Below are 21,957 nucleotides of genomic sequence, written 5' to 3'. Positions count from 1 at the left end.
TCCCAGGTCAGCGGGTTCGCCCAGCCTAAGCCTCGGGCGCCCGCGCTTGCGCGGCCGTCCCGGCGGCGGCACGTGGCGTTCGTCACGCGGCTCGGCGCATGGTTCGTCGCGTTGTTGGTCAAGCGGTTGGTCAGGCTGTTGGTCAGGCTGTCGCGGCGACGGTTTCGGACGGCGTTCGGGCCGGTGTGCCGGACGGCGCGCCCTCCCGGGCGAGCAGCGGCGCGAGGCGCTCGATCAGGGCCGCCTCCAGCAGGGGCCGGACCTCGTCGACCGTGACCTGCCGGCCGAGCTCGGCGGTCAGCGACGTCACGTCGGCGTCCTCGGCGGGGATGCCGCACGGGACGATGTGGTCGAACGCGGCCAGGTCGGCGTCGCAGTTCAGGGCCAGGCCGTGCATGGTCACACCCTTGGCGACCCGCGCCCCGATGGCGCACACCTTGCGTTCGAGCCGCGGGTTCGGCACGTCGGGGGAGTCGGCGGCGACCCAGACGCCGGAGCGGCCCTCGACCCGCATGGTCTCGACGCCGACGGCGGCGCACACGTCCATCACCGCCTGCTCCAGCGTGCGGACGTACTCGACGACGTCGAACGGCTTGGCCAGCTTGACGATCGGGTAGGCCACGATCTGCCCCGGCCCGTGCCAGGTGATCTTGCCGCCGCGGTCGACCTTGATGACCACGGTGCCGTCGGTCGGGTACTCGTCGCGGTGCGTGCGAGCGCCCGCCGTGTAGACGGACGCGTGCTCGAGGAAGAAGACCGTGTCGGCCAGCTCCTCGGCACGGACGCCCTCGTGGGTGCGTCGCTGCAGGTCCCAGCCCTCGTGGTACTCGACGTGCCCGGTGAGGTGGCGGATGTCCATGCCCGCAAGCCTAAGCCTCCACCGCCGCCCACCCCGGACCCGCGCGCAACCCCCGGCCCGCCCGGCCCCGCCCCACACCTACTGGCTGAGATTCAGCAGGCTGAATACGACCGTCTCCGGCCCGGATGTGGTCGTCTTCCGCCTGCTGAATCTGGCTCAGCAGCGGGCGTGGGTCAGAGGGTTACCGGACCGTTGGGGCTGACGTCGTCGGGTGGGGGGTCGGGCGACGTTGGCCGGCGGCCCAGTGCCTGGAGCCTGGCGGCGACCACTGCCCCGATCCCTCCGGGCCGGTCGTTGTCGGCAGGCTTGAAGCGCAGCATCACGATCCTCCCGGTCGCCAGCAGTGCGTTCTGCCGCGGCGCGTCCCTGACCAGTGCCTCGGGGGTGGAGTGTGGGCCAACGCCGTCGATCTCCACGACGAGCCACCGGCCGTCGGGCAGGAGCCACGCGAAGTCGCACCGGGCGAGGAACTTGCCGTCCTTCCAGAACTCGGCCTGGCACCGGTCAGGTGGCACGGCGTTGTCGATGCAGGAGAGCCGGGCGGAGCTTTCGGCGGGGGACTCGTCGTGGCGGCTCGCGAGGTCGGTCCAGCCAAGGACTTGACTGGATCCCCTGCGCCACCGGAGCAGGTGCCTGACCGTGGCGAGTCCGTCGTGGCTGATCTGTCCCGTGTGCAGCGTGCTGCTGAGGGCGGCGACGCCTTCGTCCCTGGTCAGGCCAGGCAGCCCCTGGGCGAGGGCGTGCTCGATCTGTGCGATGCGCCATCCGCGGTATTGCTGCGTCCGGAAGTTTCCGTACTGCCGCACGATCACCCCGTCATGTCCCTTGCGGTGCACGCCCCGAGGAAACGAGACCTCCGGATCGATGTGGCGCGGGAGGCCGGACACGCCATGGAGGGCGAGCGCGGCAGCCCCGACCGCCCCCGATCCCGGGAAGACGAGCAGGCCTTTGACAGCGGCCCGGCGCCGGATGTGGTCGAAGTAGTCCTCCCGCCGTCTCGTGGCCGGTGGAGTGGGATCGGTGTCGATGAGGCGAGTTCCCTCCCGGCGCCAGACGCCGTGCTCGACGAGCCTGCCGATCCGGCGCCGGTCGACACCCGCCGCATAGCACTGCCGGACCGCGACGAGGCCCTCCTGGCGGGCGGCCAGGTCATGTATGGCCTGCGGGACGGTGTTCAGCCGGTGCATGTCCCGATCAGACCAGCGTTGCACCCGCACTCGGCCACCGCTGTGCGGCGGCTGTGCACAACAGAGCCAGATGTCGGGCTGTGGTCGCGCTCGCGGCGGCGACTTCCCGGGGAGAGGGGCTGCGGCCGCCGTCGGGCAATCGCGCGGGCGACGGCACAGGGCTGACGATGCGCCAAGCTGCCGTGCCGGCGGGGCACTCGGCGCTGACCGAGATTCAGCAGGCGGCAGGCGACCACCTCCGGCCCGAATGTGGTCGTCCAGCGCCTGCTGAACCTCAGTCAGCATGTGCCGGTCAGCGTGAACCGGTCAGCGTGAACCGGTCAGCATGAGCCGGATCAGTATGAGCCGGATCAGTATGGGCCAGTCAGCATGAGCCGGTCAGGATGGGGCCGGGGGCCGGGGGCCGGGGGCCGGGGGCCGGGGGCCGGGGGTGGGGCGGTGAGGGGCTCAGGAGGTAGGGAGGGGTTCCGCCGGGCAGCTTGTCAGGACGTCCTCCATGGCGTCGTGCTCGGCGGGCGTGACCCACAGCTCGTACGTGGCCTTCACCGCGATCTGGCGGGCGACGTACTCGCAGCGGAACGCCTGGTTCTCGGGCAGCCACTCGGCGGCATCCTTCGCGCCCTTGCCCATGTTGGCGGGGCCGTCGGAGGCGATGAGGTTCAGCGGGTCGTTCGCGAACTGGACGCGCTTGTCCTCGTCCCAGTCCGCCGCGCCGGTGGTCCAGGCGTTCATCAGGGCGATCACGTGGTCGATCTGCACGTCGCCGGAGTTCTCGCCGCGCTCGAAGTTGATGGTCTCGCCCGTGTACGGGTCGTCGAGCGTGCCGGACGCGACCTCGCACGTGTCGCCTTCGGTCAGCACGATGTCCTCGAGGTCGCGCTGGAGGATGTCGTTGCGGGTGTCGCAGCCGTTGTCGTCGGCGTCCTGCCAGGCACTGCCGAAGTCGGCCTCGCGGTCGTAGCCGTCCTCGGTGGCGGAGTCCTGCACCGTGAGCGTGTCCAGCGTCGCGAGGGCCGAGCCCTCGGCGCCCTCGGCGGGGGCGACGTCGTCCCCCAGGGACTTGACGATGAAGTTGCCGGCGAGCACGAGCGCCGCGACGGCGATCAGGACGAGCTGCAGGGTCTTACGGGTCTGGCTGGACTTCCTGGCTGTGGCGGACACGAGCCCCCTCATTCTGTCGGCCGGTTTTGTCCGGGCCGCAGATGGCCGGACAAGAGTAAAAACGTGCGAAACGTACGTCTTGCCCCAGTCTGCCAGAGTTGTGTTACGGGGCTTGAGCCGCTGACCAGTGATCTCGCGTTGCCGCGTCCCGCGGGGCACGATGGGGCCATGGCTCTTCGGATCGGGATTGTCGGCTACGGAGGTGCGGGCAGGCAAATTCACGCCCGCCTGGTGCGAGCAGCGGGAATGGCGGTAACAGCGGTCGTCGCGCGCGACTCGGGACGGCGGGTCCAGGCGGCCGGCGACTGGCCGGGTGCACGGCTGTTCAACGACCTCCCGTCGATGCTCGCCGAGACCGGTCTCTACGACCTGGTGGTCATCGCCAGCCCGTCGTCGCTGCACGCCGAGCACGCCAACGCCGTCTCCGTGGCGGGCAAGCCCTTCGTGCTGGACAAGCCCATAGCCACCACGGCGGCGGAGGCACGGCGGGTGGTGAGCGCGGCGTCGTCGTCGGGCACGCCGTTCACCGTGTTCCAGAACCGGCGCTGGGACCCGGAGCAGCTGACCCTCGCGGCCCTGCTGGAGCGGGGCGACCTCGGCAAGGTGCACACCTTCGAGCGGCACTGGGAGCGCTGGCGGCCCAAGCCGCAGCAGCGGTGGAAGGAGAACGACGTCCTCGGCGGCGGGCTCCTGCTCGACCTCGGCCCGCACCTCGTCGACTCGGCGACCCAGCTGTTCGGCCCGGTCGTCTCCGTGTACGCGGAGACGCGCGCGCTCTCGACCCCCACCGAGGACGACGTGTTCCTCGTGCTGCACCACGCGGCGCCGGGCAGCAAGCCGGGAGCGGTCCCGGGGCGGACCGCCGCGGCCGACGTCCTGTTCGGGGTCGAGCCGCCCGCCAAGGGCGTGGTCTCCCGGCTGTGGGCCGGTTCCCTCGTCGGCGCGCCCGGCCCGCGCACGCGCGTCCTCGGGGACGGCGGCGCATACCTCGTCAACTCCTTCGAGGGTGACGCCTCACCCTTCGACGTGCTCGACGGCGAACAGCCCGAGGGCACCCACGGCTGGCTCGTGCGCGGCCGGGAGCGAACGGCCGTGCCGCAGCCCCGCGGCGGGCACGCGGACTTCTACACCGCCGTCGCCGACTGGCTCGCGGGTGAGGCCGAGGTACCCGTGGACCCCGCCGACGCCGTCCGGACCGCGGAGGTCCTGGACGCGGCCCGGGTCTCGGCCAAGGAGGGGCGCCTCATCGACGTGTGAGTCGCCGGAGGCGCCCCGCCGGGCCCGGTCCAGGTTTGATCCATGCATTCGCGGCTTCACCCACAGGCTGTTTGATTCGGCAAATCCTGTGGATAAAGGGCGGGCTCCGAACGACGGGGTTCTCATGAACGGGTGCACTACATCGAATCCGCGGAACTGGTCCGCGTAGCCGTCCCCACCGAGGCCGCGGCACGGGACCTCCTGGTGCGCCGACTGGACACCCTCGCGACACTTGACCACCCACACCTCGTGCCGCTCATCGCGATCTCCCCGAACGGCCCGGACAACCTCGACGTCCGGCTGTCGCGGACGGGGGCGGTCGACCTGCCGACCGCCGTCGGCTCGCGGGGACCCCTGACCGCCGCCGAGGGGTCGGGGATCACTGTCGCGATCGCGCAGGCGCTCGCCGCGCTGCACAGCGTGGGCCTCGTCCACGGCGGCGTCCGGCCGACGGACGTGCTCCTGCGTACCGACGGCAGCGCGATGCTGCGGCCGCGTGTGACGCTCCCGGACCACAGCGACGACCCGGTCGACGTCACGTCTCTGGCCACGCTCGTGGAGTCGGTGCTGGGCTTCCCCGGCCCCAGCCTGAACTCCGCGGCCGACGAGGCGCTGCGGGCCGTGCTGGCCCGCGCCCGCGCGGAGGACCCGCGCGACCGGCCCGAGCCGGGCACGCTCGCGGCGCTCGCGCACGACGCCGTGCAGCCCGAGCCCGTCCGGCTCCCGCACGGTTCGGCGCTGGTCTCTGCGGCTCTCAGCGGCCCGGTCCCGATCGCGGGCCACGTGCCGCTCGGCGCCCACACGCCGTCGGCCTGGCGCTCCGCGGCCAAGACCCTCACCGGCTCGATCGCGGCGGTGGACGCCAGGTCCTGGGCGGCGACGGCGCGGCGTCGGGCGACGATGCCCGTCACGGGCCGCCCCGGCGGGACGACGCGGCCTGGCGAGACGGCCGCTCGGCCACGGGTCACCTCCGGCTCCGTGTTCGCGACGGCCATGATCGCGGCCGGGCTCGTAGCTGGGATCACGGTGGGGGTGACGGCCCTGCCCGAGGTGTTCGGCGGCGAGGAGCCGGCGGTCGCGGCGCCGTCGCCGGAGGCCTCGGCACAGGCCTGGGGCGGCATCAGCCCGATCGCCAACGCCAAGGACCCGGCCGGTGCGGCGGTCGAGCTCACCGAGCGCCGCCTCGCCCTGCTGGCGGGCGCCGTGTCCGACATCAGCACGGTCAACGTCGAGGGCTCGCCGGCCTACCTGGCCGACCAGCAGGTCCTCGACGAGCTCAAGCAGAACAAGGCACAGGTGGTCGGCGCGTCCGCCGAGGTGCAGTCGACAAAGCTCGTGACGGTGGGCCCCGGTGCCGCGTCGGACCTGCACAGCGCGACCACGACGTCGCGCAGCAGCACGTCCGAGACGGTGGCCACCGAAGGGGAGCAGCCCGCCGGGAAGGTGCTCATCGAGGCGGTGGTCCGGATCCAGTACACGATCACGGCGCACATGCAGGTGTCCGACAGCGGTGAGACGGCGGTACCCGCATCGCAGGAGTCGGCCGACCTGACGCTGGTGTGGACGCCGGGTGGCTGGCGGGTCAGCGAGGTGCGCTGACCCCGCTCAGCGCTCCACGACCCAGCGGGCGGCGTCCTCAGGGCTCGCGTGCGTCCAGGTGAAGCCCGTCCGGTTCAGCACGGCGGGCACTACCCGCTGGGAGGCCACGAGGTCGCCGGCGAACTGTCCGACGGCGATCCGTAGCGCGAACCGGGGCACCGCGAGGGCCGCCGGCCGGTGCAGGGCCTCCGCCAGCGCGCGGGTCAGGGCCCGGTTCGTGGTGGGCTCGGGGGCCACGGCGTTGACGGGGCCGCGGACGTCCGTGTCGATGACGTGCCGGATCGCCGCGACCTCGTCGGCCAGGGTGATCCAGCTCCACCACTGGCGGCCGCTGCCGAGCGGCCCGCCGACGCCGAGGCGCAGCAGCGGCAGCAGCTTGCCGAGCGCGCCGCCCGACGGCGCCAGCACCAAGCCGTTGCGCAGCCAGACGACGCGGGCCCCCGCCTCGGCGGCGGGCGCGGTGGCGTTCTCCCACGCCTTGACCAGGTCCGCAAGAAAGTCGTCCCCGCGCTCCGACGCCTCGGTGAGCACCTCGTCCCCGCGGTTCCCGTACGCCCCGATCGCTGAGCTGTTGACCAGCACGGGCGGGGTGTCGAGCCGGGCGATGGTGCGGGCGAGCAGGCTCGTGGTGGTGGTGCGCGAGCCGAGGAGGGTCTGCTTGTAGGCCCGGGTCCAGCGATGGTCGCCGATCCCGGCACCGGCCAGGTTCACGACGGCGTCCGCGCCCTCCAGGGTGGCCGCGTCCAGCTCGCCGGTCCGCGGGTCCCACTGCACGTCCCGGACACCGGCCTCGGCGGGGTCCTCGTGGGCCGCGCGGGCGCCGTCGGACGGCGCGGCGCCGCGGCGCACCAGGCGCCGCACGCCGTGGCCGCCGGCGACGAGGTCCGCGACCAGCGCGGAGCCGATGAGACCGTGCGAGCCGGCCACCACTACGTCCATGCGGCGAACCTACAGCGTGCCCGGCGCGGGTGCGGCCCGCCGGACGTGCCCGCCGGACGTGCCCGCCGGACGTGCCTGCAGGACGTGCCTGCAGGACGTGCCTGCAGGACCTGAGCGCCGGACCTGCGAGCCGGCATACGACAGTGGCCGGTCCCGAACCCGGAACCGGCCACAGCCAACTGCTCGACGCTAAGTGCTCGAAGCTCCGGTCGGCGCTAGCCGGCGGACCCGAGGGTCTCCGTCAGAGACCGACCTCCGACTCGAACGCGCCCTCCTCGACCCGGTTCTTGATGGCGGTGAGGAAGCGGGCGGCATCCGCGCCGTCGACCAGGCGGTGGTCGTAGGACAGGAAGATGTACGCCATCGAGCGCACCGCGATGCTCTCGTTGCCGTCGGCGTCGGTCACGACGACGGGGCGCTTCGTGATGGTGCCCGTGCCCAGGATGGCCGCGTGGCCGACCGGGACGATCGGCGTGTCCATGAGGGAGCCGCCCGAGCCCGTGTTCGTGATGTTGAACGTCGAGCCCGACAGCTCGTCGGGACCCACCTTGTTGCCCCGCGTGCGGGCACCCAGGTCCTGGATCTGCCGCGCGATGCCGGCCAGGTTCAGGTCGCCCGCGTTCTTGATGACCGGGACCACGAGGCCACGCTCGGTGTCGACGGCGATGCCGACGTTCTCCGAGGCGTGATAGGTGATCTCGCCCTTCTCGGTGTCGATGGTGGCGTTGATCTTCGGGTACGCCTTGAGCGCCTCGACGGCGGCCAGCGTGAAGAACGGCAGGAACGTCAGCTTGGCGCCCTCGCGCGCGGCGAACGACGCCTTGGCCTTGGCCCGCAGCTGCGCGACGCGGGTGACGTCGACCTCCATGACCGTGGTCAGCTGGGCCTGCGTCTGTACCGCCTCGAGCATCCGCTCGGCGACGATCTTGCGCAGGCGCGACATCTTCTCGGTGGTGCCACGCAGCGGCGACACCTCGAGCTTGGCCGGGGCCGACGGCGCGGTCGCCGCCGGGGCAGCCGTCGCCGCAGGTGCGGAGGGAGCCGGAGCGGCCTTGGCCTCGGCCGCGGCGAGCACGTCCTCCTTGCGGATCCGGCCGCCGACGCCGGTGCCCTTCACCTCGGCGACGTCGACGCCCTTCTCCGCGGCGAGCTTGCGCACGAGCGGGGTCAGGTAGGAGCCGATGGTGCGGCCGGCCGACACCGGTGCGGCGGCGGGCGCGGGTGCCGGAGCCGCGGGTGCGGCGGCTGCCGCGGCGACCGGGGCCGGGGCAGGTGCCGGCGCGACCGGGGCAGGCGCGGGTGCCGGAGCAGGTGCAGCCGGGGCGGGAGCCGCCGGTGCCGGCGCCGGAGCAGCAGCCTCGGCGACAGGAGCCGGCGCCGGAGCGGCGGGGGCCGGGGCAGCGGCCGGAGCGGCGGCGCCGGAACCGACGCGGGCCAGGATGGCGCCGACCTCGACGGTCTCGTCCTCCTTGACCAGGATCTCCTGGAGCGTCCCCGCGACGGGCGACGGGATCTCGGTGTCGACCTTGTCGGTCGATACCTCGAGCAGCGGCTCGTCGACGGCGACCTCGTCGCCGACCTCCTTGAGCCAGCGCGTCACGGTGCCTTCGGTGACCGACTCGCCCAGCGCGGGCAGCGGGACCTCGGTACCCGCACCGGCAGCAGGGGCCTCGGCAAGCGCGGCGGCGGGGGCAGGCGCGGGAGACTCCTCCGCGGCGGGCGCCTCGGCGGGAGCGGGCCCGGCCACCTCCGGCGTCGGCTCGGGGGCGGGCGCCTCGGCGACGGCCGGCTCGGCGGCGGGCGCGGCCGGGGCGGCACCCGAACCTGAGCCGTCGCCGATGACGGCGAGGATGGCACCGACCTCAACGGTGTCGTCCTCCTGGACGAGGATCTGCTCGAGGACGCCCGCGATGGGCGACGGGATCTCGGTGTCGACCTTGTCGGTCGACACCTCGAGCAGCGGCTCGTCGACGGCGACCTCGTCGCCGACAGCCTTGAGCCAGCGGGTGACAGTGCCCTCGGTAACGGATTCGCCGAGGGCCGGCAGCTGCACGTTCTCAGACATGACCTGTGGGGTCTCCTTGTTCGTTCTGGTCAGTTGTGGGCGTGCAGAGGCTTACCGGCCAGCGCCATGTGTGCCTCTCCGAGTGCCTCGTTCTGGGTGGGATGTGCGTGGACGAGCGAGGCGACGTCCTCAGGGAACGCCTCCCAGCCGACGATGAGCTGGCCCTCGCCGATCAGCTCGCCCACCCGCGAGCCGATCAGGTGCATACCGACCACGGGCCCGTCCTTGCGGCGCACCAGCTTCGCGAAGCCCTGGGTTCCCAGGATCTTGCTCTTGCCGTTGCCCGCGAGGTTGTACTCGATGGTCTCCACCTGGTCCGGTCCGTACAGCTCGGCGGCCCGCGCCTCGGTGACGCCGACGGACGCCACCTCGGGCTCGCAGTAGGTGACGCGCGGGATCCCGGCCTCGTCGATCGGCGCGGGCGTCAGGCCCGCGATCTGCTCGGCCACGAAGATGCCCTGCGCGAACCCGCGGTGGGCCAGCTGCAGGCCGGGCACGATGTCGCCGACGGCCCAGACCTGCCCGCCGGCCGGCGTCGCGACACCGGTACGGAGCAGCTCGTCGGTCAGGACGAAGCCGCGGTCGATGCGCACGCCGGCCGCCTCGAAGCCGAGGTCGGCGGTCCGCGCACCGCGCCCGACGGCGACGAGCAGCAGCTCGGCGTCGAACGTGGTGCCCGACTCCAGCTCGACCTTGACGCCGTCGTCGGACTGCTTGACCTGGGCGAAGCGATCGCCCAGGGAGAACTTGATGCCGCGCTTGCGGAACGCGCGTTCCAGCGCCTTCGACAGGGCGACGTCCTCGTTCGGGACGAGGTGGGGCAGCGCCTCGACGATCTGCACGTCGGCGCCGAAGGACTTCCAGACGCTCGCGAACTCGACGCCGATCACGCCGCCGCCGAGCACGACGACCGACTTGGGCACCGTGTCGAGCGTGAGGGCCTGGTCGGAGGTGATGACGCGGCCGCCGAGCTCCAGGCCGGGCAGGCTCCGGGCATACGAGCCGGTAGCGAGCACCACGTGGGTGCCGGTGTAGCTGCTCTTCGCGCCGTCCGCGGCGGTTACCTCGACGACGCCGGGGGAGGCGAGCGTGCCGTGCCCCTCGACGACGGTGATCTTCCGGGAGGCGATCAGCCCCTGCAGACCCTTGTACAGGCCGGCTACCACCGAGTCCTTGTAGGCGAGCACGCCGGGCATGTCGATGCCGTCCAGCGAGGCCCGGACGCCGAACTGCGCGCTGTGCGCGGCGGCGTCGGCCACCTCGGCCGCGTGGAGCAGGGCCTTGGTAGGGACGCAGCCCACGTGCAGGCAGGTGCCGCCCAGCTTGCCCTCTTCCACGAGGGCCACGCTCAGACCCAGCTGTGCCGCCCGGAGCGCGGTGGCGTAGCCGCCGCTTCCTCCGCCGAGCACGACGACGTCGAACGTGGCCGGATTGTCATGCGTAGGCACGTGCTGGCTCCTCGTTGACTGCGTTGACTCTGCGGGCGTCCCTGCATGCGATCCAGCAGGCTGCGTGCAGATAGTTGGTACCGCATGCCATCTTGACACTTCAGCGGGCGTGGCCCCAATCGTGTACCCGGCTTGACGGGTGTGACCGTGGCGACATTGACGGGCGAGTTGGGCTGTGACTGGTGGGCGGCCTGTAACAGGAGTGTGGGTTTCCCTGGATCTGCGCTGGGTTGCCTAGGCCGGCGCGGATCTCGCTAGTACCCTCTTTTCATGCCCCGCCAGTCCCGTAGCTCGCTCGCGCGTTTCTTCCAGCGACGGTCCACCCCCGGCAGCGGACCGCGCCCCAGCGGCAACGACGCGCGCCGTCAGACCCTGGCGCACCTCGGTGAGTTCATCGGGTCGCGGGTCGGTGTCGAGGCCTACGTGGAGCCCCCGACGGCGCAGATCCCCAGCACCATCCTGCTCGTGGCGAGCACTGGAGAGTGGACCCGACGCCGGGTGCCCGACGAGCGCACCGCGTTCGACATCGCGAACCAGCTCGGGGTGCCGGTGTACAACGTCCGGTTCACCGGCTACCCCCAGCGGATGCGCGACTGGAACAGCGCCCAGCGCAAGCCGAAGTAGTTCTGCTCGCGGCCTCGACAGGGACCGGAGCGAATGGGTTTGGGGATGCCCTGACATCCAGCTACAAGCGCTCCAAAAGTCGCTGCCGAAGTGGCTCGTAGTCGTGTGCGGGAAATACCTCGGGGAAAACTTCGAGCATCGACTTGAGATTGGTGACGGGCCCCACGAACTCACGGGATGCAAGCGGCGCTTCAGTGAAGAGGTACTGCCATCCCGAGGTCCCCTTGGTGACCAGGATCGCGTCAAGATACTGGCAGTAGTCGACATCCATCTTGAAGGTCCCGTGCGCCGGGTCGTAGTACCAGATCTCCGGGCTGTCCACGCTTGGCTGAAGCCTGATGGCCGCAAGGGCTCCCGTGCCGCTTTCTGGACGATCATCCAGAACTCGCAGCTGTTCGTAGAGCTGCCGCTCGGACGTCGAGGAGCCGGCGCCGCCCAGCGGAGGGGTGGGCGTGCCCAGGGCGGCAAGCAGATAGGACATGCGCATCTCGCCGGGGAAGGTCATGCCTCCGGCCTTGTACCGCCAGTGGCACCAGAATTGCGAGAATCGCATGTAGCGGCGCTGCAGCGACGGACGCAAGGGCATGCCGAACCAGTCGGCGACCAGCTGAAAGGCGCTTTCGGCATCGCCGAACTCGTCGGCGACATCACCTTGCTTGTCGATGTCCACCTCGATGCCAGGAGCGCCCCTCAGCTCATGCAGCATCGCCACCAGATTCTCTTCGAACTCCGTCATTCTCCGGTCGCCCAGACGCGTATTTTCTGCGGCTACTTCGTCGCGGAAGCTCGGCCCTCGAGGAAGCTCAGCAGGGTGCGGACGCCCACGCCGGTGCCGCCCCCGGGCGTGTAGCCGTGTGCGCCGCCCTCGTTGAAGGCCGGGCCGGCGATGTCCAGGTGGGCCCACGGGTGGTCGCCCACGAAGGTCTTCAGGAACAGGCCGGCATTGAGCATGCCGCCCCAGCGCGGCCCCGAGTTCGCGACGTCGGCCACCTTGGACTTGATGTTCGACTTGAGCTCCTCCGGGAGCGGCATCGGCCAGAAGAGCTCGCCCGTGGCGTCGGCGGCGGCCTTGACCTCGTCGCGCACCTCGTCGGTGCCCATGACGGCGGAGGTGCGGGTGCCGAGCGCGACCATCTGAGCGCCGGTGAGGGTGGCGATGTCGAGCACGACGTCGTGGCCGTCCTCGACGGCGGACACGAGGCCGTCGGCCATGACGATGCGGCCCTCGGCGTCGGTGTTCAGCACCTCGACGGTCTTGCCGCCGTAGATGGTGATGACGTCGGCGGGGCGCTGCGCGTTGCCGCCCGGCATGTTCTCGGCGAGGCAGAGGTAGCCCGTCACGGCGACCGGCAGGTTCAGCTTCGCGGCGGCGACCACTGTGGACAGGACGGCGGCGGCGCCGGCCATGTCGGACTTCATGGCCTCCATGCCGGCGGCCGGCTTGATCGAGATGCCGCCCGAGTCGAACGTGATGCCCTTGCCCACGAGCGCGACCTTCGCGGCCGGCTTGGCCGGCGTGTAGGCGACCTTGACGAGGCGCGGACCGCGGGTCGAGCCCTGCCCGACGGCGGTGAGCCCGCCGTAGCCGCCCGACGCGAGCTGCTTGTCGTCCAGGACGGTCACCTTGACCTGCTTCACGTCCTTGGCGGCGGCCTTCGCGGCGTCGGCGAACGTGGCCGGGTACAGCTCGTTGGGCGCGGTGTTGACCAGGTCGCGGGCGGCGTGGACGGCCGCGGCGACGATCTCTGCGCGCTCGGCGGCGACCTTGGCCTTCGCGTTCTTGTGCAGCGGGGTGAGGATCTCGAGCGCGGCGACCGGGTCCTTGCCGTTCTTCGCGTCCTTCCCGGCGTCCTTGCCGGTGCTGCGGTAGCGGTTGAAGGCGTAGGCGCCCAGCAGCGCGCCCTCGGTGACGGCGGTGATCTCGGCGTCGTCCGAGGCGGGCAGCGCGATGGCGGCGGACTTGAGGCCCGCCAGCTCGCGGGTCGCGGCGCCCGCGGCGCGGCGCAGGGTCTCGGTGGTGAAGGTGCCGTCCTCGGCGCGCTCACCCAGGCCGGTCAGGACCAGCACGTCGGCGGCGAGCTTGGAGCCGGCGGGGATCCTGCGGACCTCGTCGCGCGCGCCGGTGACGCCGAGCTGCGGCGCGAGCGTCTCGAGCTGCGTCAGCAGGTCGGTCGGGAGCAGGTCGGACACGACGGCTACGCCGTCCGACGTCTGGGCGGTCGCCACCACTAGCGCTTCGGCCTTCACGGCGGTGGGATTCTTGCTGGAGAGGGTCACGTCGGTCACGAGGCCGATCGTATCCCGGGCCTCTGACTCCCTGTTCTTGGAGCCGGGCGGGGGCCGGGCGGGGGCCGGGCAGCCCTCGAAGAGGCGCAGGTCACGCACGATCCGATTGCCGCCCCGCAGGTACCGCCCGGTAGTCTGCGGGACGTGATCCTTGCCCTCCTGCTCCTCGTGGTCGCGCTGTGCGTGGCCCTGGCCGGGTGGGCCGGCTGGTTCGTGGCCCGCGACCGCGCGGTCATCCTGAACCAGCTGTGGGGCGGCGCCGCGATCGAGCTCTTCGTGCTGGTGCAGGGCGTGGTCGCGATCGTGCAGGGCGCCACCGGCGCCGGTGCGAGCGACCCGCTGCTGTTCTGGGGCTACTACGCGACCACCCTGGTGATCCTGCCGATCGCCGCCGCGTGGGCGTTTGCCGAGCGCACCAAGTGGAGCTCGGTGGTGCTGCTGGTGGCGTCCCTGACGGTGGCCTTCCTGGAGTGGCGCATGTGGCAGATCTGGATGGGGGCGTGATGACGGAACGGACAGCCGGACGGCGGACCGGTCGGGGCTTCGGCCGCGTGCTGGTGACCGTGTACGGGATCCTGGCGTTCGCGGCTCTCGGCCGGTCGTCCTACGAGCTGGTCGTGAAGTTCGGCGAGGCGCCCGTGGCGTACACGCTCTCCACGCTCGCGGCCGCCGTGTACGTGGTCGCGACGTTCGCGCTCGCGATCGGCACCCCGGCCTGGCGGGTGACCGCCTGGATCACCGTCGGGATCGAGGCGGTCGGCGTCGTCACGGTCGGTGCGCTGTCGCTCGCCGACCCGGACCTGTTCGGCGAGTCGACCGTCTGGTCCGGGTTCGGCCAGGGCTACGGTTACGTGCCGCTTGTCCTGCCCTTCGTGGGGTTGTGGTGGCTGTGGCGGACGTCGCGCAGCACGTCCGAGGAGAGGACCGCATGAGCTGGCCGTACTCGCTGTTGTTCAACGGCGCCTTCCGTCGGATGGACCCGGAACGTGCGCACGAGCTCGCGTTCTCGATGATCGAGCGTGCAGGGAAGATGCCGGTGCTGCGCGACATCGTGCAGGGCGCCGTCGCCCCCTACCTGGGCCAGCGCGCCGGGGGCCCGGGCAGCGTGCGGCTCTTCGGCCGGGTCGTGCCCGCGCCGTTCGGCCTCGCCGGAGGGTTCGACAAGAACGCGCGAGCGGTCCGGGGCCTGACGATGCTCGGCTTCGGGTTCGTCGAGATCGGCACCGTCACCGCCCGCCCGCAGCCCGGCAACGAGAAGCCGCGCATGTGGCGCGAGCTGGACGTGCGGGGCGTGCGCAACCGGATGGGCTTCAACAACGAGGGCGCGGCCGCCGCCGCGGACCAGCTGCGCGCGCTGCGCCGCACCGCCGCGGGGCGCGCGATTGTGGTCGGCGCCAACATCGGCAAGTCCAAGGTGACGCCGCCCGAGGACGCCGCCGCCGACTACGCGACGTCGGCCCGCCTCCTGGCTCCCTGGGCGGACTACCTCGTGGTCAACGTCTCGTCCCCGAACACTCCCGGCCTGCGTGACCTGCAGGCCACCGAGTCTTTGCGCCCCATCCTGCAGGCGGTGCGCGCCGCCGCCGACGAGGCCAACGCCACGGTGTCCACGGGCGCCGGGCGGCGCGTCCCGCTCCTGGTGAAGATCGCCCCGGACCTCGCGGACGCCGACGTCGACGCCGTCGCCGACCTCGTGCTCGAGCTGGGGCTGGACGGCGTCGTCGCGGTCAACACGACCATCGGCCACGACCGCGGCCCCGGCGGGCTGTCCGGTCCGCCGCTGCTGGGCCGGGGAATCGAGGTGGTCGCGCGGCTGCGCAAGCGGCTCGGCACGGGTCCGGTCATCATCGGCGTGGGGGGTATCACCCGCGCCGACGACGTCCGCGCCTACCTGCGCGCCGGAGCCGACCTGACCCAGGGTTACACGTCATTCGTCTACGAGGGGCCGCTGTGGGCGTCGCGGATCAACCGCGCGCTGACCCGTTCGGCCGGCTCGACAGCAAGTGGGAGGCTTGAGTGATCCGTCCGCAGTGGGAGTGGGCCCTGGACGACGCCGAGGGGCGTCTCCTGAGCGAGCCCGTCACGCCCGTCTTCACCGCGCAGTACGACGCCGAGCAGTGGCTCGGCGAGCACTGGCGCGAGCTGGCCGAGGCCGGTGCGGTACAGGCGACCCTGCTGCATGACGGCACCCGGGCCGCACCGGGCGTGGACCTGCGGGTCCCCTGAACCGGCGGCGACCGGCGGCATGATGGTCCGATGGACCTCCCTGCCGCCGAGATCGCCCCGAACCAGCTCACCCCTGACCAGGCCAGGGCACGTTTTCGTGCCGGGCTGCGCGTGCCGACGTCGGGCTGGTCCGCGGGCTGGACCCAGGCCAACCTGATTGCCCTGCCGCGCGCCGACGCGTACGACTTCCTGCTGTTCGCGCAGCGCAACCCCAAGCCGTGCCCGGTGCTGGACGTGACCGAGCCCGGGCAGACGTCGGCGTCGATCTTCGCGGGGGACCTGCGCACCGACCTGCCCGCCTACCGGGTGTATCGCGACGGCGAGCCGGTCGAGGACCTCACCTCGGTCACGCACCTGTGGCGCGACGACCTGGTCGCCTTCCTGGTGGGCTGCAGCTTCACGTTCGAGGCCGCGCTGCTCGACGCCGGGGTGCCCGTGCGGCACATCGAGGCCGGCTCCAACGTGCCCATGTATCGCACCAACCGCGAGTGCCGGCCGGCGGGAGCCCTGTCGGGACCGCTCGTGGTGTCGATGCGACCGGTCCCGGCGAGCCAGGTGGCCGACGCCGTCCGGATCACCTCGCGGTATCCCGCCGTCCACGGCGCGCCCGTGCACGTGGGCGACCCGGCGGCGCTGGGCATCACCGACCTGGCGGTCCCGGACTTCGGCGACCCGGTGGAGGTGCGCGACGGCGAGATCCCCGTGTTCTGGGCTTGCGGGGTGACCCCGCAGGCGGCGGTGATGCGGTCGCGCCCGTCGTTCGCGATCGGCCACGCACCGGGGCACATGGCGATCACGGACGCCCGGGACTCGGCCTACGTGGTGCCGTGACGAGCGGAGCCGGCGGAACGCTGCCGCCCAGCGACCCGCCCCCATGCCCGGACCAGCCGGGGCACGGCCTCGGTCAGCTCCGCGGGCGACCGCGTGAAGGTGAGCCGCACGCGTGAGGTGGCGCCGGCGCTGTCGGGGCTGAAGATCGGCCCGGCCGCGACGAGCGCGCCCTCCGCCGCGGCCGCCGCCGCGAAGGCTTGCGCGACCGGCAGGCCCAGGTCGACCCAGCAGAACAGCCCGCCCGGCGGCGTCGGGACGTCCCAGGGCAGCGACTCCTGGAGCTTGTGGACGAGGAGATCGCGCCGCTCGCGCAGCAGGTGGCGCCGCCCGGCCATGACCTCGGCGCGGCGCCCGAGCAGCTCCGTCACGGCGAGCTGCTCCAGCACCGCCGTCGCGATGTCCGCCGACTGCCGCGCCCGCGCGAGGTGCGCGATCACCTGCGGGTGTGCCCGGACCCAGCCCACGCGGAGCCCGCCCCAGAACGCCTTCGAGGCCGACCCCACCGACACCACGTGCGGCGACGCGCCGTCCCCGGCGAACGCCGGCGGTGTCGCGCCGTCCGCCCACTCGCCGGACAGCCCGAGCTCGACGAGCGTCTCGTCGCCCACGACGGTCACGCCGTACCGGTCGGCGATCTCCCGGACCGCCGCCCGCTGGCTCTCGGACATGACGAAGCCCGTCGGGTTCTGGAAGTCCGGCACGAGATACACGAGCCGCGGCCGGGAGCGGCGCACGGTCGAGGCGAGCAGGTCGACGTCGAGCGGTCCGGTGGGCACGCCGACCACGCGGCCCCCGGCGTCGCGCATGGCCTCCATGGCGTGGAAGTAGGTGGGCGACTCCACCACTGCGCGGTCGCCCGGGTGCAGGTGCGTGTGCGCGAGCAAGGAGATCGCCTGCTGGGCGCCGGTCGTGACGAGGATCTCGTCGGCAGTGGTCGGCACGCCGCGCTCGCGGTAGCGGGCGGCGATCGCCTCGCGAAGCGGCGCGAGGCCGTAGGGCTCGTACCCGCCCGAGTCGAGGTAGGCGGGCAGCCCCTCCAGGGCGCGCGCGAACGCCTCGTGCAGCTCGGGTGGCGCGGGCGGCGTCGCCTGCCACAGGTCCAGGTGCCCGACGCCGGACCGCACGCCGGCCGGCGTCGCGCCCCGCAGGGCGTCGTCGGCCACGGGGGCGTCGCCGCCGGCCGGTCTGCCCGGGCCCGGGCCGACGGCGCGCTGCGGCAGCGTGGTGACCGTGCCCGACCCGACGCGGCTGACCGCGAAGCCGAGCTCCCGGAGCCGCGCGTACGCGCCGGACGTCGTGGTGCGCGAGACGCGGAGCGTTGCCGCGAGCTCGCGTTCGCTGGGCAGGCGGGTGTGCGGCGCGAGCGTGCCGGACAGCACTGCGGCGCGCAGCGCGTCGGCGAGGGCGACGTAGGCCGGTCCGCCCGCGTGCCACGTGCCGAGCAGGCGGGCGGTTGTGGCGGGGGAGAGCTGGCGCAGCACGGTGGGAGTCGCGGCGGACATGGGGCCACTGTTGCGGAATTGGCCATGGATGACAAGGCCAATGCCCCGCACCATGGGTGCATGACGACGACCACCGGCCGCCCGGCCGAACCCGCCTCGGAGACCGCAGCCACCTCCCCGGAGCAGACCGCCGAGCAGGGCGCACGTCCCGTCCCGATGCGCCCCGTACGCCGCGGCACCCAGCTCCTGCTTGGGCTCGTGGGCTTCGGCGTCGCCACGGCGATGATGCTGCACTCGGGCCAGGGCGCGATGCCGTGGGCGGTGCTGGACCAGGGCATCGTGGACCGCACCGGCCTGGCCTACGGGTGGGTGGTGCTCGGGATCGGGCTGCTGGTGATGCTCGCGTGGATCCCGCTGCGGCAGAAGCCGGGCATCGGGACGGTCGCCAACATCATCGTGATCAGCCTGGTGATCGACCCGACCCTGTGGCTGCTGGAGCGGCTGCTGCCCACCCCGGCGCTCGCGGCGGGGACCGGCCTGGCCCTGGGCGGGATCGTGCTCCTCGGGGTGAGCACCGCCGCGTACGTGGGGGCCCGGCTCGGGCCGGGGCCGCGCGACGGGCTGATGACCGGGGTGGTGCAGCTGACCGGCTGGCCCGTCTGGCTGGTCAAGACCGTCATCGAGGTCACGGTGGTGGTGCTCGGCGTGCTGCTGGGCGGCACGTTCGGCTGGGCGACCGTGGTGTTCGCCTTCGGGGTCGGCCCGGTCGTGCAGATCGCCGCGCGGTGGCTCGCGCCGCGCGGCCTCGTGGGATAGGCGGCTCTCGCCGTCGGCCGATAAACCTCAGAGCCTCCTCGATCGTGGTGGAGGATATGAGCATCGATACCGAAGAGACCGAGCGCACCACCGTCCGTGTGGCGCGGTCGCGCGACGACGACTTCGTCGCGTTCGTCGAGACGGCCGGACCCTACCTCTACCGCACCGCGTACCTCCTGGCCGGCGACAGCCACCGGGCGGACGACCTGGTGCAGACCGCGTTCGAGCGCACCTACCGCGTCTGGGACAGGGTGCGAGACGGCGAACCTCGTGCGTACGCCCGGCGCATCCTGGTGAACCAGCGCATCGACACCTGGCGGCACATCCGGCGTGAGGTGATACCGGGCGACGACCACATCCCGGTAGGGGCCGCCCAGGACGGATCCGGCGAGGTGGCGCTGCGGGACGCGCTCGTGCGGGCCCTCTCGAGACTCGCACCACAGCAGCGGCGCGTCGTCGTGCTCCGGCACCTGCTGGACCTCTCGGAGGCGGACGTCGCGGCGGAGCTCGGCCGGAGCGTCGGCACGGTCAAGGCGACCAACGCCCGTGCGCTGGAACGCCTGCGTGGCCTGGTCGCGGGCGCCGATCTGGAGGTCGTCGACGCGCCGGTCGTCGACGCCGCCGCTGTGCTGCGCGGTAGCCGGGCGGCGCTGCGCCGTCGCCGCGTGGCGCAGGGCGCGGCGTCGGGCGCCGCCGCGCTGCTGCTGGTGTGGTTCCTGGCGGGACCGGTGCGGGTGCCGGGCCTGGGGGAGATCGCTCTGCCGGGGAGCGAGTGGTTCCGGGAGGTGACGGGGATCGAGCGGCTGTTCGAGGACGCGGAGCCCGCGCCGGGCCTGACCGCCGCCCCTACCGTTCCTGCCGCGGAGGTGGAGCCGCTGCGCGAGACCTTCGCCGTGTTCGGCGACGACACCTCCACGGCAACGCTCGCCGAGGACGGCTCGTACTTCATGGTGAAGACCTTCCCGGGGTCCGGGACGCCCGGAGCGCCTGATTACGCCGGTTCGTCCGTCGTCGAGTCCGTTGAGATCCAGGAGGATGGGATCCCGCACCGCGGCGACTACGTGGGGTCGGGAACGGTCGACGGCCGGAGCTCCCCGATCTTCTTCAATGCGGTGCGCCAGGGTGACCGGTTGGCCTGGGTCGAGACACCGGTGGTCGACGGCGGGGACCCGGGAGTGTGGGCGATCCGCGTGTACGACGGAGCAGCCGGGTCGCCGGTCACGGTGGCGGAGCACCTCGACTCGGACCTCTCGGCGGACGGCGAGATCCTCGGCGACCCGTGGGTCGGGCTCACCGCCGGACGAGCCGTCTGGATGACCAACGGCGCGGGGCCGGACGGCGAGTACCTCAGCAAGGTCTGGGCGAAGGATGCGGACGGCGAGGGAGACGAGCAGGTCGTCGCGACGGGGGCGCGGACGTTCGCGACCCACGACGACGAGGTGGTCACCACGACGGCGACGACGGGCGCGGACGGTGTCACGCGGCACGTCATCACCTCCTTCCGGGACGACGGGCGCACGGAGATCATCCGGCCCGCCACCCCGGTCGGCCCCGGAGAGACTTCCGGCTGGGGCACCCGGCTCGCGGTGTCCGACAGGCTCGTGGCGTGGAACGACGGCGCAGCGGTCCACGTGCTGGACCGCAGGACCGGGCGGGAGCGGGCCTTCGAACCGGGAGCCGCTGGGGACGCCGTGATCTCGATCGACGTATCGGCGGGCGACGTGGCGTGGAGCACGGTGCGTGACGGCGCCGGCACCGCGTACCTGGTCGCCGACGCGCTCGGCGACGGGCGACCCCAGGTCCTGGACGAGGGTGCCTCGGGCTTCTCGGTAGGGATCGCGGGGAACCTCGTCGCCTGGTCGGTGCGCGACGTGGACGCCGGCACGGCGTCGCTGTACCGGGCCAGGTTCGAGCACTGAGCGCGAAGTGGCGGCCTCGATCCGCGCGCTCCGCGGGCTTGGCCGTTCCGGTGCGCGAAACCGGGTCAAAGCGATTCGAACGCTGTCATAGGGTGATGCCATGGTCAACTATCGGTACCTCGGCAACAGTGGTCTCAAGATCTCGGAGATCACGTACGGCAACTGGCTCACCCACGGCTCGCAGGTCGAGAACGACGTCGCCACGGCGTGCGTCCGCGCCGCTCTCGACGCCGGAATCACCACCTTCGACACCGCTGACGTGTACGCGAACACGGCGGCGGAGCAGGTCCTCGGCGACGCGCTGAAGGGCGAGCGTCGCGAGTCCCTGGAGATCTTCACGAAGGTCTACTGGCCCACCGGGCCTAAGGGCCCCAACGATGTCGGCCTGTCGCGCAAGCACATCATGGAGTCCATCAACGGCTCCCTGACGCGCCTCGGCACCGACTACGTCGACCTGTACCAGGCCCACCGGTTCGACGTGGAGACCCCGCTCGAGGAGACGATGCAGGCGTTCGCCGATGTCGTCCGCCAGGGCAAGGCCCTCTACATCGGCGTCTCCGAGTGGACCGCCGACCAGATCCGCGACGGCGCCGCCCTGGCGAGGGAGCTCGGCTTCCAGCTGATCTCCTCGCAGCCGCAGTACTCGATGCTGTGGCGCGTCATCGAGGACGAGGTGGTGCCGGCCTCGAAGGAGGTCGGTGTCTCGCAGATCGTGTGGTCGCCGATGGCGCAGGGCGTGCTGTCCGGCAAGTACCTGCCGGGCCAGCCGGCGCCGGCCGGCTCGCGGGCGACGGACGAGAAGGGCGGCGCCCAGACGATCAGCCGCTTCATGACCGACGAGACCCTGGCCGCCGTGCAGAACCTCAAGCCGGTCGCCGACGAGCTGGGCCTGTCCATGGCGCAGCTCTCCGTCGCATGGGTGCTGCAGAACGACAACGTGGCCGCTGCGCTCGTGGGCGCGTCGCGCCCCGAGCAGGTAGCGGAGAACGTGAAGGCGTCGGGCGTGACCATCCCTGCCGAGCTGCTGAAGCAGATCGACGAGGCCCTGGACGGTGTCGTCGTGCGCGACCCGGCCAAGACGCTCGAGGGCATGCCCAAGAAGCGCCCGGCCTGATCCGGCCTGACCTGCCGGGGTAGCTCCGAGGTAGTCCCTCGGAGCGACCCGGCAGGGTGACACGACGAATCCGAGGTCGGTTGCTGTCAGACGCTTCTATGTTCGTCAAGTGGTGGGTGCGAGGGTGTTGGTCCGGGTCAGGAGTCGGTAGATCTTGCGGGTGAGGTAGCGCTTGAGCTGGCGG

Annotated in this window: 20 protein-coding genes; 11 read left to right on the top strand and 9 right to left on the bottom strand. The window is 72.3% G+C overall.

Annotated elements, in window-relative coordinates:
• Positions 1–142 precede the first annotated feature (142 nt).
• The 3 genes from lipB to C8K30_RS14270 form a co-directional block, all read right to left on the bottom strand.
• A complete protein-coding gene (lipB, locus tag C8K30_RS14280; protein WP_108493589.1) occupies positions 143–859 on the bottom strand; it encodes a lipoyl(octanoyl) transferase LipB in 717 nt (238 codons plus the stop codon).
• 173 nt (positions 860–1,032) lie between these two features.
• Entirely contained in the window at positions 1,033–2,046 is a 1,014-nt protein-coding gene (locus C8K30_RS14275) for a type IV toxin-antitoxin system AbiEi family antitoxin domain-containing protein (protein ID WP_108493588.1), read from the bottom strand.
• A gap of 447 nt (positions 2,047–2,493) precedes the next feature.
• Positions 2,494–3,207 (bottom strand): HNH endonuclease family protein, encoded by a 714-nt coding sequence (locus tag C8K30_RS14270; protein ID WP_108493587.1) that lies wholly within the window; start codon positions 3,205–3,207, stop codon positions 2,494–2,496.
• A 168-nt stretch (positions 3,208–3,375) separates the two neighbouring features.
• Here C8K30_RS14270 and C8K30_RS14265 point away from each other — a divergent pair, with 168 nt between their 5' ends.
• On the top strand, positions 3,376–4,464 hold the full coding sequence (locus C8K30_RS14265) for a Gfo/Idh/MocA family oxidoreductase (protein ID WP_108493586.1): 1,089 nt from the start codon (positions 3,376–3,378) through the stop codon (positions 4,462–4,464).
• 132 nt (positions 4,465–4,596) lie between these two features.
• Positions 4,597–6,063 carry a hypothetical protein gene (locus C8K30_RS14260; RefSeq protein ID WP_108493585.1) on the top strand — a complete coding sequence of 489 codons (1,467 nt, stop codon included), beginning with the start codon at positions 4,597–4,599 and terminating at the stop codon, positions 6,061–6,063.
• 6 nt (positions 6,064–6,069) lie between these two features.
• Here C8K30_RS14260 and C8K30_RS14255 read toward each other — a convergent pair whose 3' ends face one another.
• The 3 genes from C8K30_RS14255 to lpdA all read right to left on the bottom strand — a co-directional run bounded on the left by C8K30_RS14255 (position 6,070) and on the right by lpdA (position 10,515).
• Entirely contained in the window at positions 6,070–7,002 is a 933-nt protein-coding gene (locus C8K30_RS14255) for a TIGR01777 family oxidoreductase (protein ID WP_108493584.1), read from the bottom strand.
• A gap of 241 nt (positions 7,003–7,243) precedes the next feature.
• Positions 7,244–9,067 carry a 2-oxoglutarate dehydrogenase, E2 component, dihydrolipoamide succinyltransferase gene (gene sucB, locus C8K30_RS14250; RefSeq protein ID WP_108493583.1) on the bottom strand — a complete coding sequence of 608 codons (1,824 nt, stop codon included), beginning with the start codon at positions 9,065–9,067 and terminating at the stop codon, positions 7,244–7,246.
• Positions 9,068–9,096: 29 nt separating this feature from the next.
• Entirely contained in the window at positions 9,097–10,515 is a 1,419-nt protein-coding gene (lpdA, locus tag C8K30_RS14245) for a dihydrolipoyl dehydrogenase (protein WP_108493582.1), read from the bottom strand.
• 270 nt (positions 10,516–10,785) lie between these two features.
• Between lpdA and C8K30_RS14240 the strand changes: the two genes are divergently transcribed.
• Positions 10,786–11,139, top strand: a complete 354-nt coding sequence (locus C8K30_RS14240; RefSeq protein ID WP_108493581.1) for an oxidoreductase — start codon at positions 10,786–10,788, stop codon at positions 11,137–11,139.
• Positions 11,140–11,200: 61 nt separating this feature from the next.
• Here the strand turns inward: C8K30_RS14240 and C8K30_RS14235 are convergent, their stop codons facing one another.
• The gene (locus tag C8K30_RS14235; protein WP_108493580.1) at positions 11,201–11,875 is read right to left on the bottom strand and encodes a hypothetical protein; all 675 of its coding nucleotides are present in this window, start codon (positions 11,873–11,875) and stop codon (positions 11,201–11,203) included.
• 32 nt (positions 11,876–11,907) lie between these two features.
• Positions 11,908–13,425 carry a leucyl aminopeptidase gene (locus C8K30_RS14230; RefSeq protein ID WP_108493579.1) on the bottom strand — a complete coding sequence of 506 codons (1,518 nt, stop codon included), beginning with the start codon at positions 13,423–13,425 and terminating at the stop codon, positions 11,908–11,910.
• 144 nt (positions 13,426–13,569) lie between these two features.
• On the opposite strand from C8K30_RS14230, the gene C8K30_RS14225 reads away from it, so the two are divergent.
• From C8K30_RS14225 to C8K30_RS14205, 5 genes are read left to right on the top strand one after another with little or no spacing between them, the layout of a single operon-like run.
• A complete protein-coding gene (locus tag C8K30_RS14225) occupies positions 13,570–13,929 on the top strand; it encodes a hypothetical protein (RefSeq protein ID WP_108493578.1) in 360 nt (119 codons plus the stop codon).
• Complete coding sequence (locus tag C8K30_RS14220; protein WP_165919641.1) at positions 13,929–14,357, top strand: hypothetical protein; 429 nt, start codon at positions 13,929–13,931, stop codon at positions 14,355–14,357. The genes C8K30_RS14225 and C8K30_RS14220 overlap by 1 nt, the downstream gene beginning before the upstream one ends.
• Positions 14,354–15,445 (top strand): quinone-dependent dihydroorotate dehydrogenase, encoded by a 1,092-nt coding sequence (locus C8K30_RS14215; RefSeq protein ID WP_108493577.1) that lies wholly within the window; start codon positions 14,354–14,356, stop codon positions 15,443–15,445. Before C8K30_RS14220 ends, C8K30_RS14215 begins: the two co-directional genes overlap by 4 nt.
• On the top strand, positions 15,442–15,651 hold the full coding sequence (locus C8K30_RS14210) for a hypothetical protein (RefSeq protein ID WP_199230488.1): 210 nt from the start codon (positions 15,442–15,444) through the stop codon (positions 15,649–15,651). Before C8K30_RS14215 ends, C8K30_RS14210 begins: the two co-directional genes overlap by 4 nt.
• Before the next feature lie 30 nt (positions 15,652–15,681).
• Positions 15,682–16,482, top strand: a complete 801-nt coding sequence (locus C8K30_RS14205; protein WP_108493576.1) for a putative hydro-lyase — start codon at positions 15,682–15,684, stop codon at positions 16,480–16,482.
• Here C8K30_RS14205 and C8K30_RS14200 read toward each other — a convergent pair.
• Complete coding sequence (locus tag C8K30_RS14200) at positions 16,467–17,984, bottom strand: PLP-dependent aminotransferase family protein (RefSeq protein WP_108493575.1); 1,518 nt, start codon at positions 17,982–17,984, stop codon at positions 16,467–16,469. The two genes, C8K30_RS14205 and C8K30_RS14200, sit on opposite strands and share 16 nt — an antisense overlap.
• A 60-nt stretch (positions 17,985–18,044) precedes the next feature.
• Between C8K30_RS14200 and C8K30_RS14195 the strand changes: the two genes are divergently transcribed.
• The 3 genes from C8K30_RS14195 to C8K30_RS14185 all read left to right on the top strand — a co-directional run bounded on the left by C8K30_RS14195 (position 18,045) and on the right by C8K30_RS14185 (position 21,773).
• Complete coding sequence (locus C8K30_RS14195; RefSeq protein WP_108493574.1) at positions 18,045–18,740, top strand: YitT family protein; 696 nt, start codon at positions 18,045–18,047, stop codon at positions 18,738–18,740.
• Between the two features lie 56 nt (positions 18,741–18,796).
• Complete coding sequence (locus C8K30_RS30975) at positions 18,797–20,659, top strand: SigE family RNA polymerase sigma factor (protein WP_199230487.1); 1,863 nt, start codon at positions 18,797–18,799, stop codon at positions 20,657–20,659.
• A gap of 100 nt (positions 20,660–20,759) precedes the next feature.
• Positions 20,760–21,773 (top strand): aldo/keto reductase family protein, encoded by a 1,014-nt coding sequence (locus C8K30_RS14185; RefSeq protein WP_108493573.1) that lies wholly within the window; start codon positions 20,760–20,762, stop codon positions 21,771–21,773.
• The last annotated feature ends 184 nt before the right edge of the window (positions 21,774–21,957 follow it).

The sequence above is a fragment of the Promicromonospora sp. AC04 genome, assembly GCF_003058225.1.
Lineage (GTDB): Bacteria > Actinomycetota > Actinomycetes > Actinomycetales > Cellulomonadaceae > Promicromonospora.
Note: the sequence above shows the minus strand (reverse complement) of the source record. Positions and strands in the feature narration are given on the sequence as shown.

Coding starts and splice junctions, on each gene's coding strand:
- C8K30_RS14255 (WP_108493584.1), bottom strand. CDS start 7,002: ATGGACGTAGTGGTGGCCGGCTCGCACGGTCTCATCGGCTCCGCGCTG.
- C8K30_RS14185 (WP_108493573.1), top strand. CDS start 20,760: ATGGTCAACTATCGGTACCTCGGCAACAGTGGTCTCAAGATCTCGGAG.
- C8K30_RS14200 (WP_108493575.1), bottom strand. CDS start 17,984: ATGTCCGCCGCGACTCCCACCGTGCTGCGCCAGCTCTCCCCCGCCACA.
- C8K30_RS14275 (WP_108493588.1), bottom strand. CDS start 2,046: ATGCACCGGCTGAACACCGTCCCGCAGGCCATACATGACCTGGCCGCC.
- C8K30_RS14205 (WP_108493576.1), top strand. CDS start 15,682: ATGGACCTCCCTGCCGCCGAGATCGCCCCGAACCAGCTCACCCCTGAC.
- C8K30_RS14235 (WP_108493580.1), bottom strand. CDS start 11,875: ATGACGGAGTTCGAAGAGAATCTGGTGGCGATGCTGCATGAGCTGAGG.
- C8K30_RS14220 (WP_165919641.1), top strand. CDS start 13,929: ATGACGGAACGGACAGCCGGACGGCGGACCGGTCGGGGCTTCGGCCGC.
- sucB (WP_108493583.1), bottom strand. CDS start 9,067: ATGTCTGAGAACGTGCAGCTGCCGGCCCTCGGCGAATCCGTTACCGAG.
- C8K30_RS30975 (WP_199230487.1), top strand. CDS start 18,797: ATGAGCATCGATACCGAAGAGACCGAGCGCACCACCGTCCGTGTGGCG.
- C8K30_RS14265 (WP_108493586.1), top strand. CDS start 3,376: ATGGCTCTTCGGATCGGGATTGTCGGCTACGGAGGTGCGGGCAGGCAA.
- lipB (WP_108493589.1), bottom strand. CDS start 859: ATGGACATCCGCCACCTCACCGGGCACGTCGAGTACCACGAGGGCTGG.
- C8K30_RS14215 (WP_108493577.1), top strand. CDS start 14,354: ATGAGCTGGCCGTACTCGCTGTTGTTCAACGGCGCCTTCCGTCGGATG.
- C8K30_RS14195 (WP_108493574.1), top strand. CDS start 18,045: ATGACGACGACCACCGGCCGCCCGGCCGAACCCGCCTCGGAGACCGCA.
- C8K30_RS14240 (WP_108493581.1), top strand. CDS start 10,786: ATGCCCCGCCAGTCCCGTAGCTCGCTCGCGCGTTTCTTCCAGCGACGG.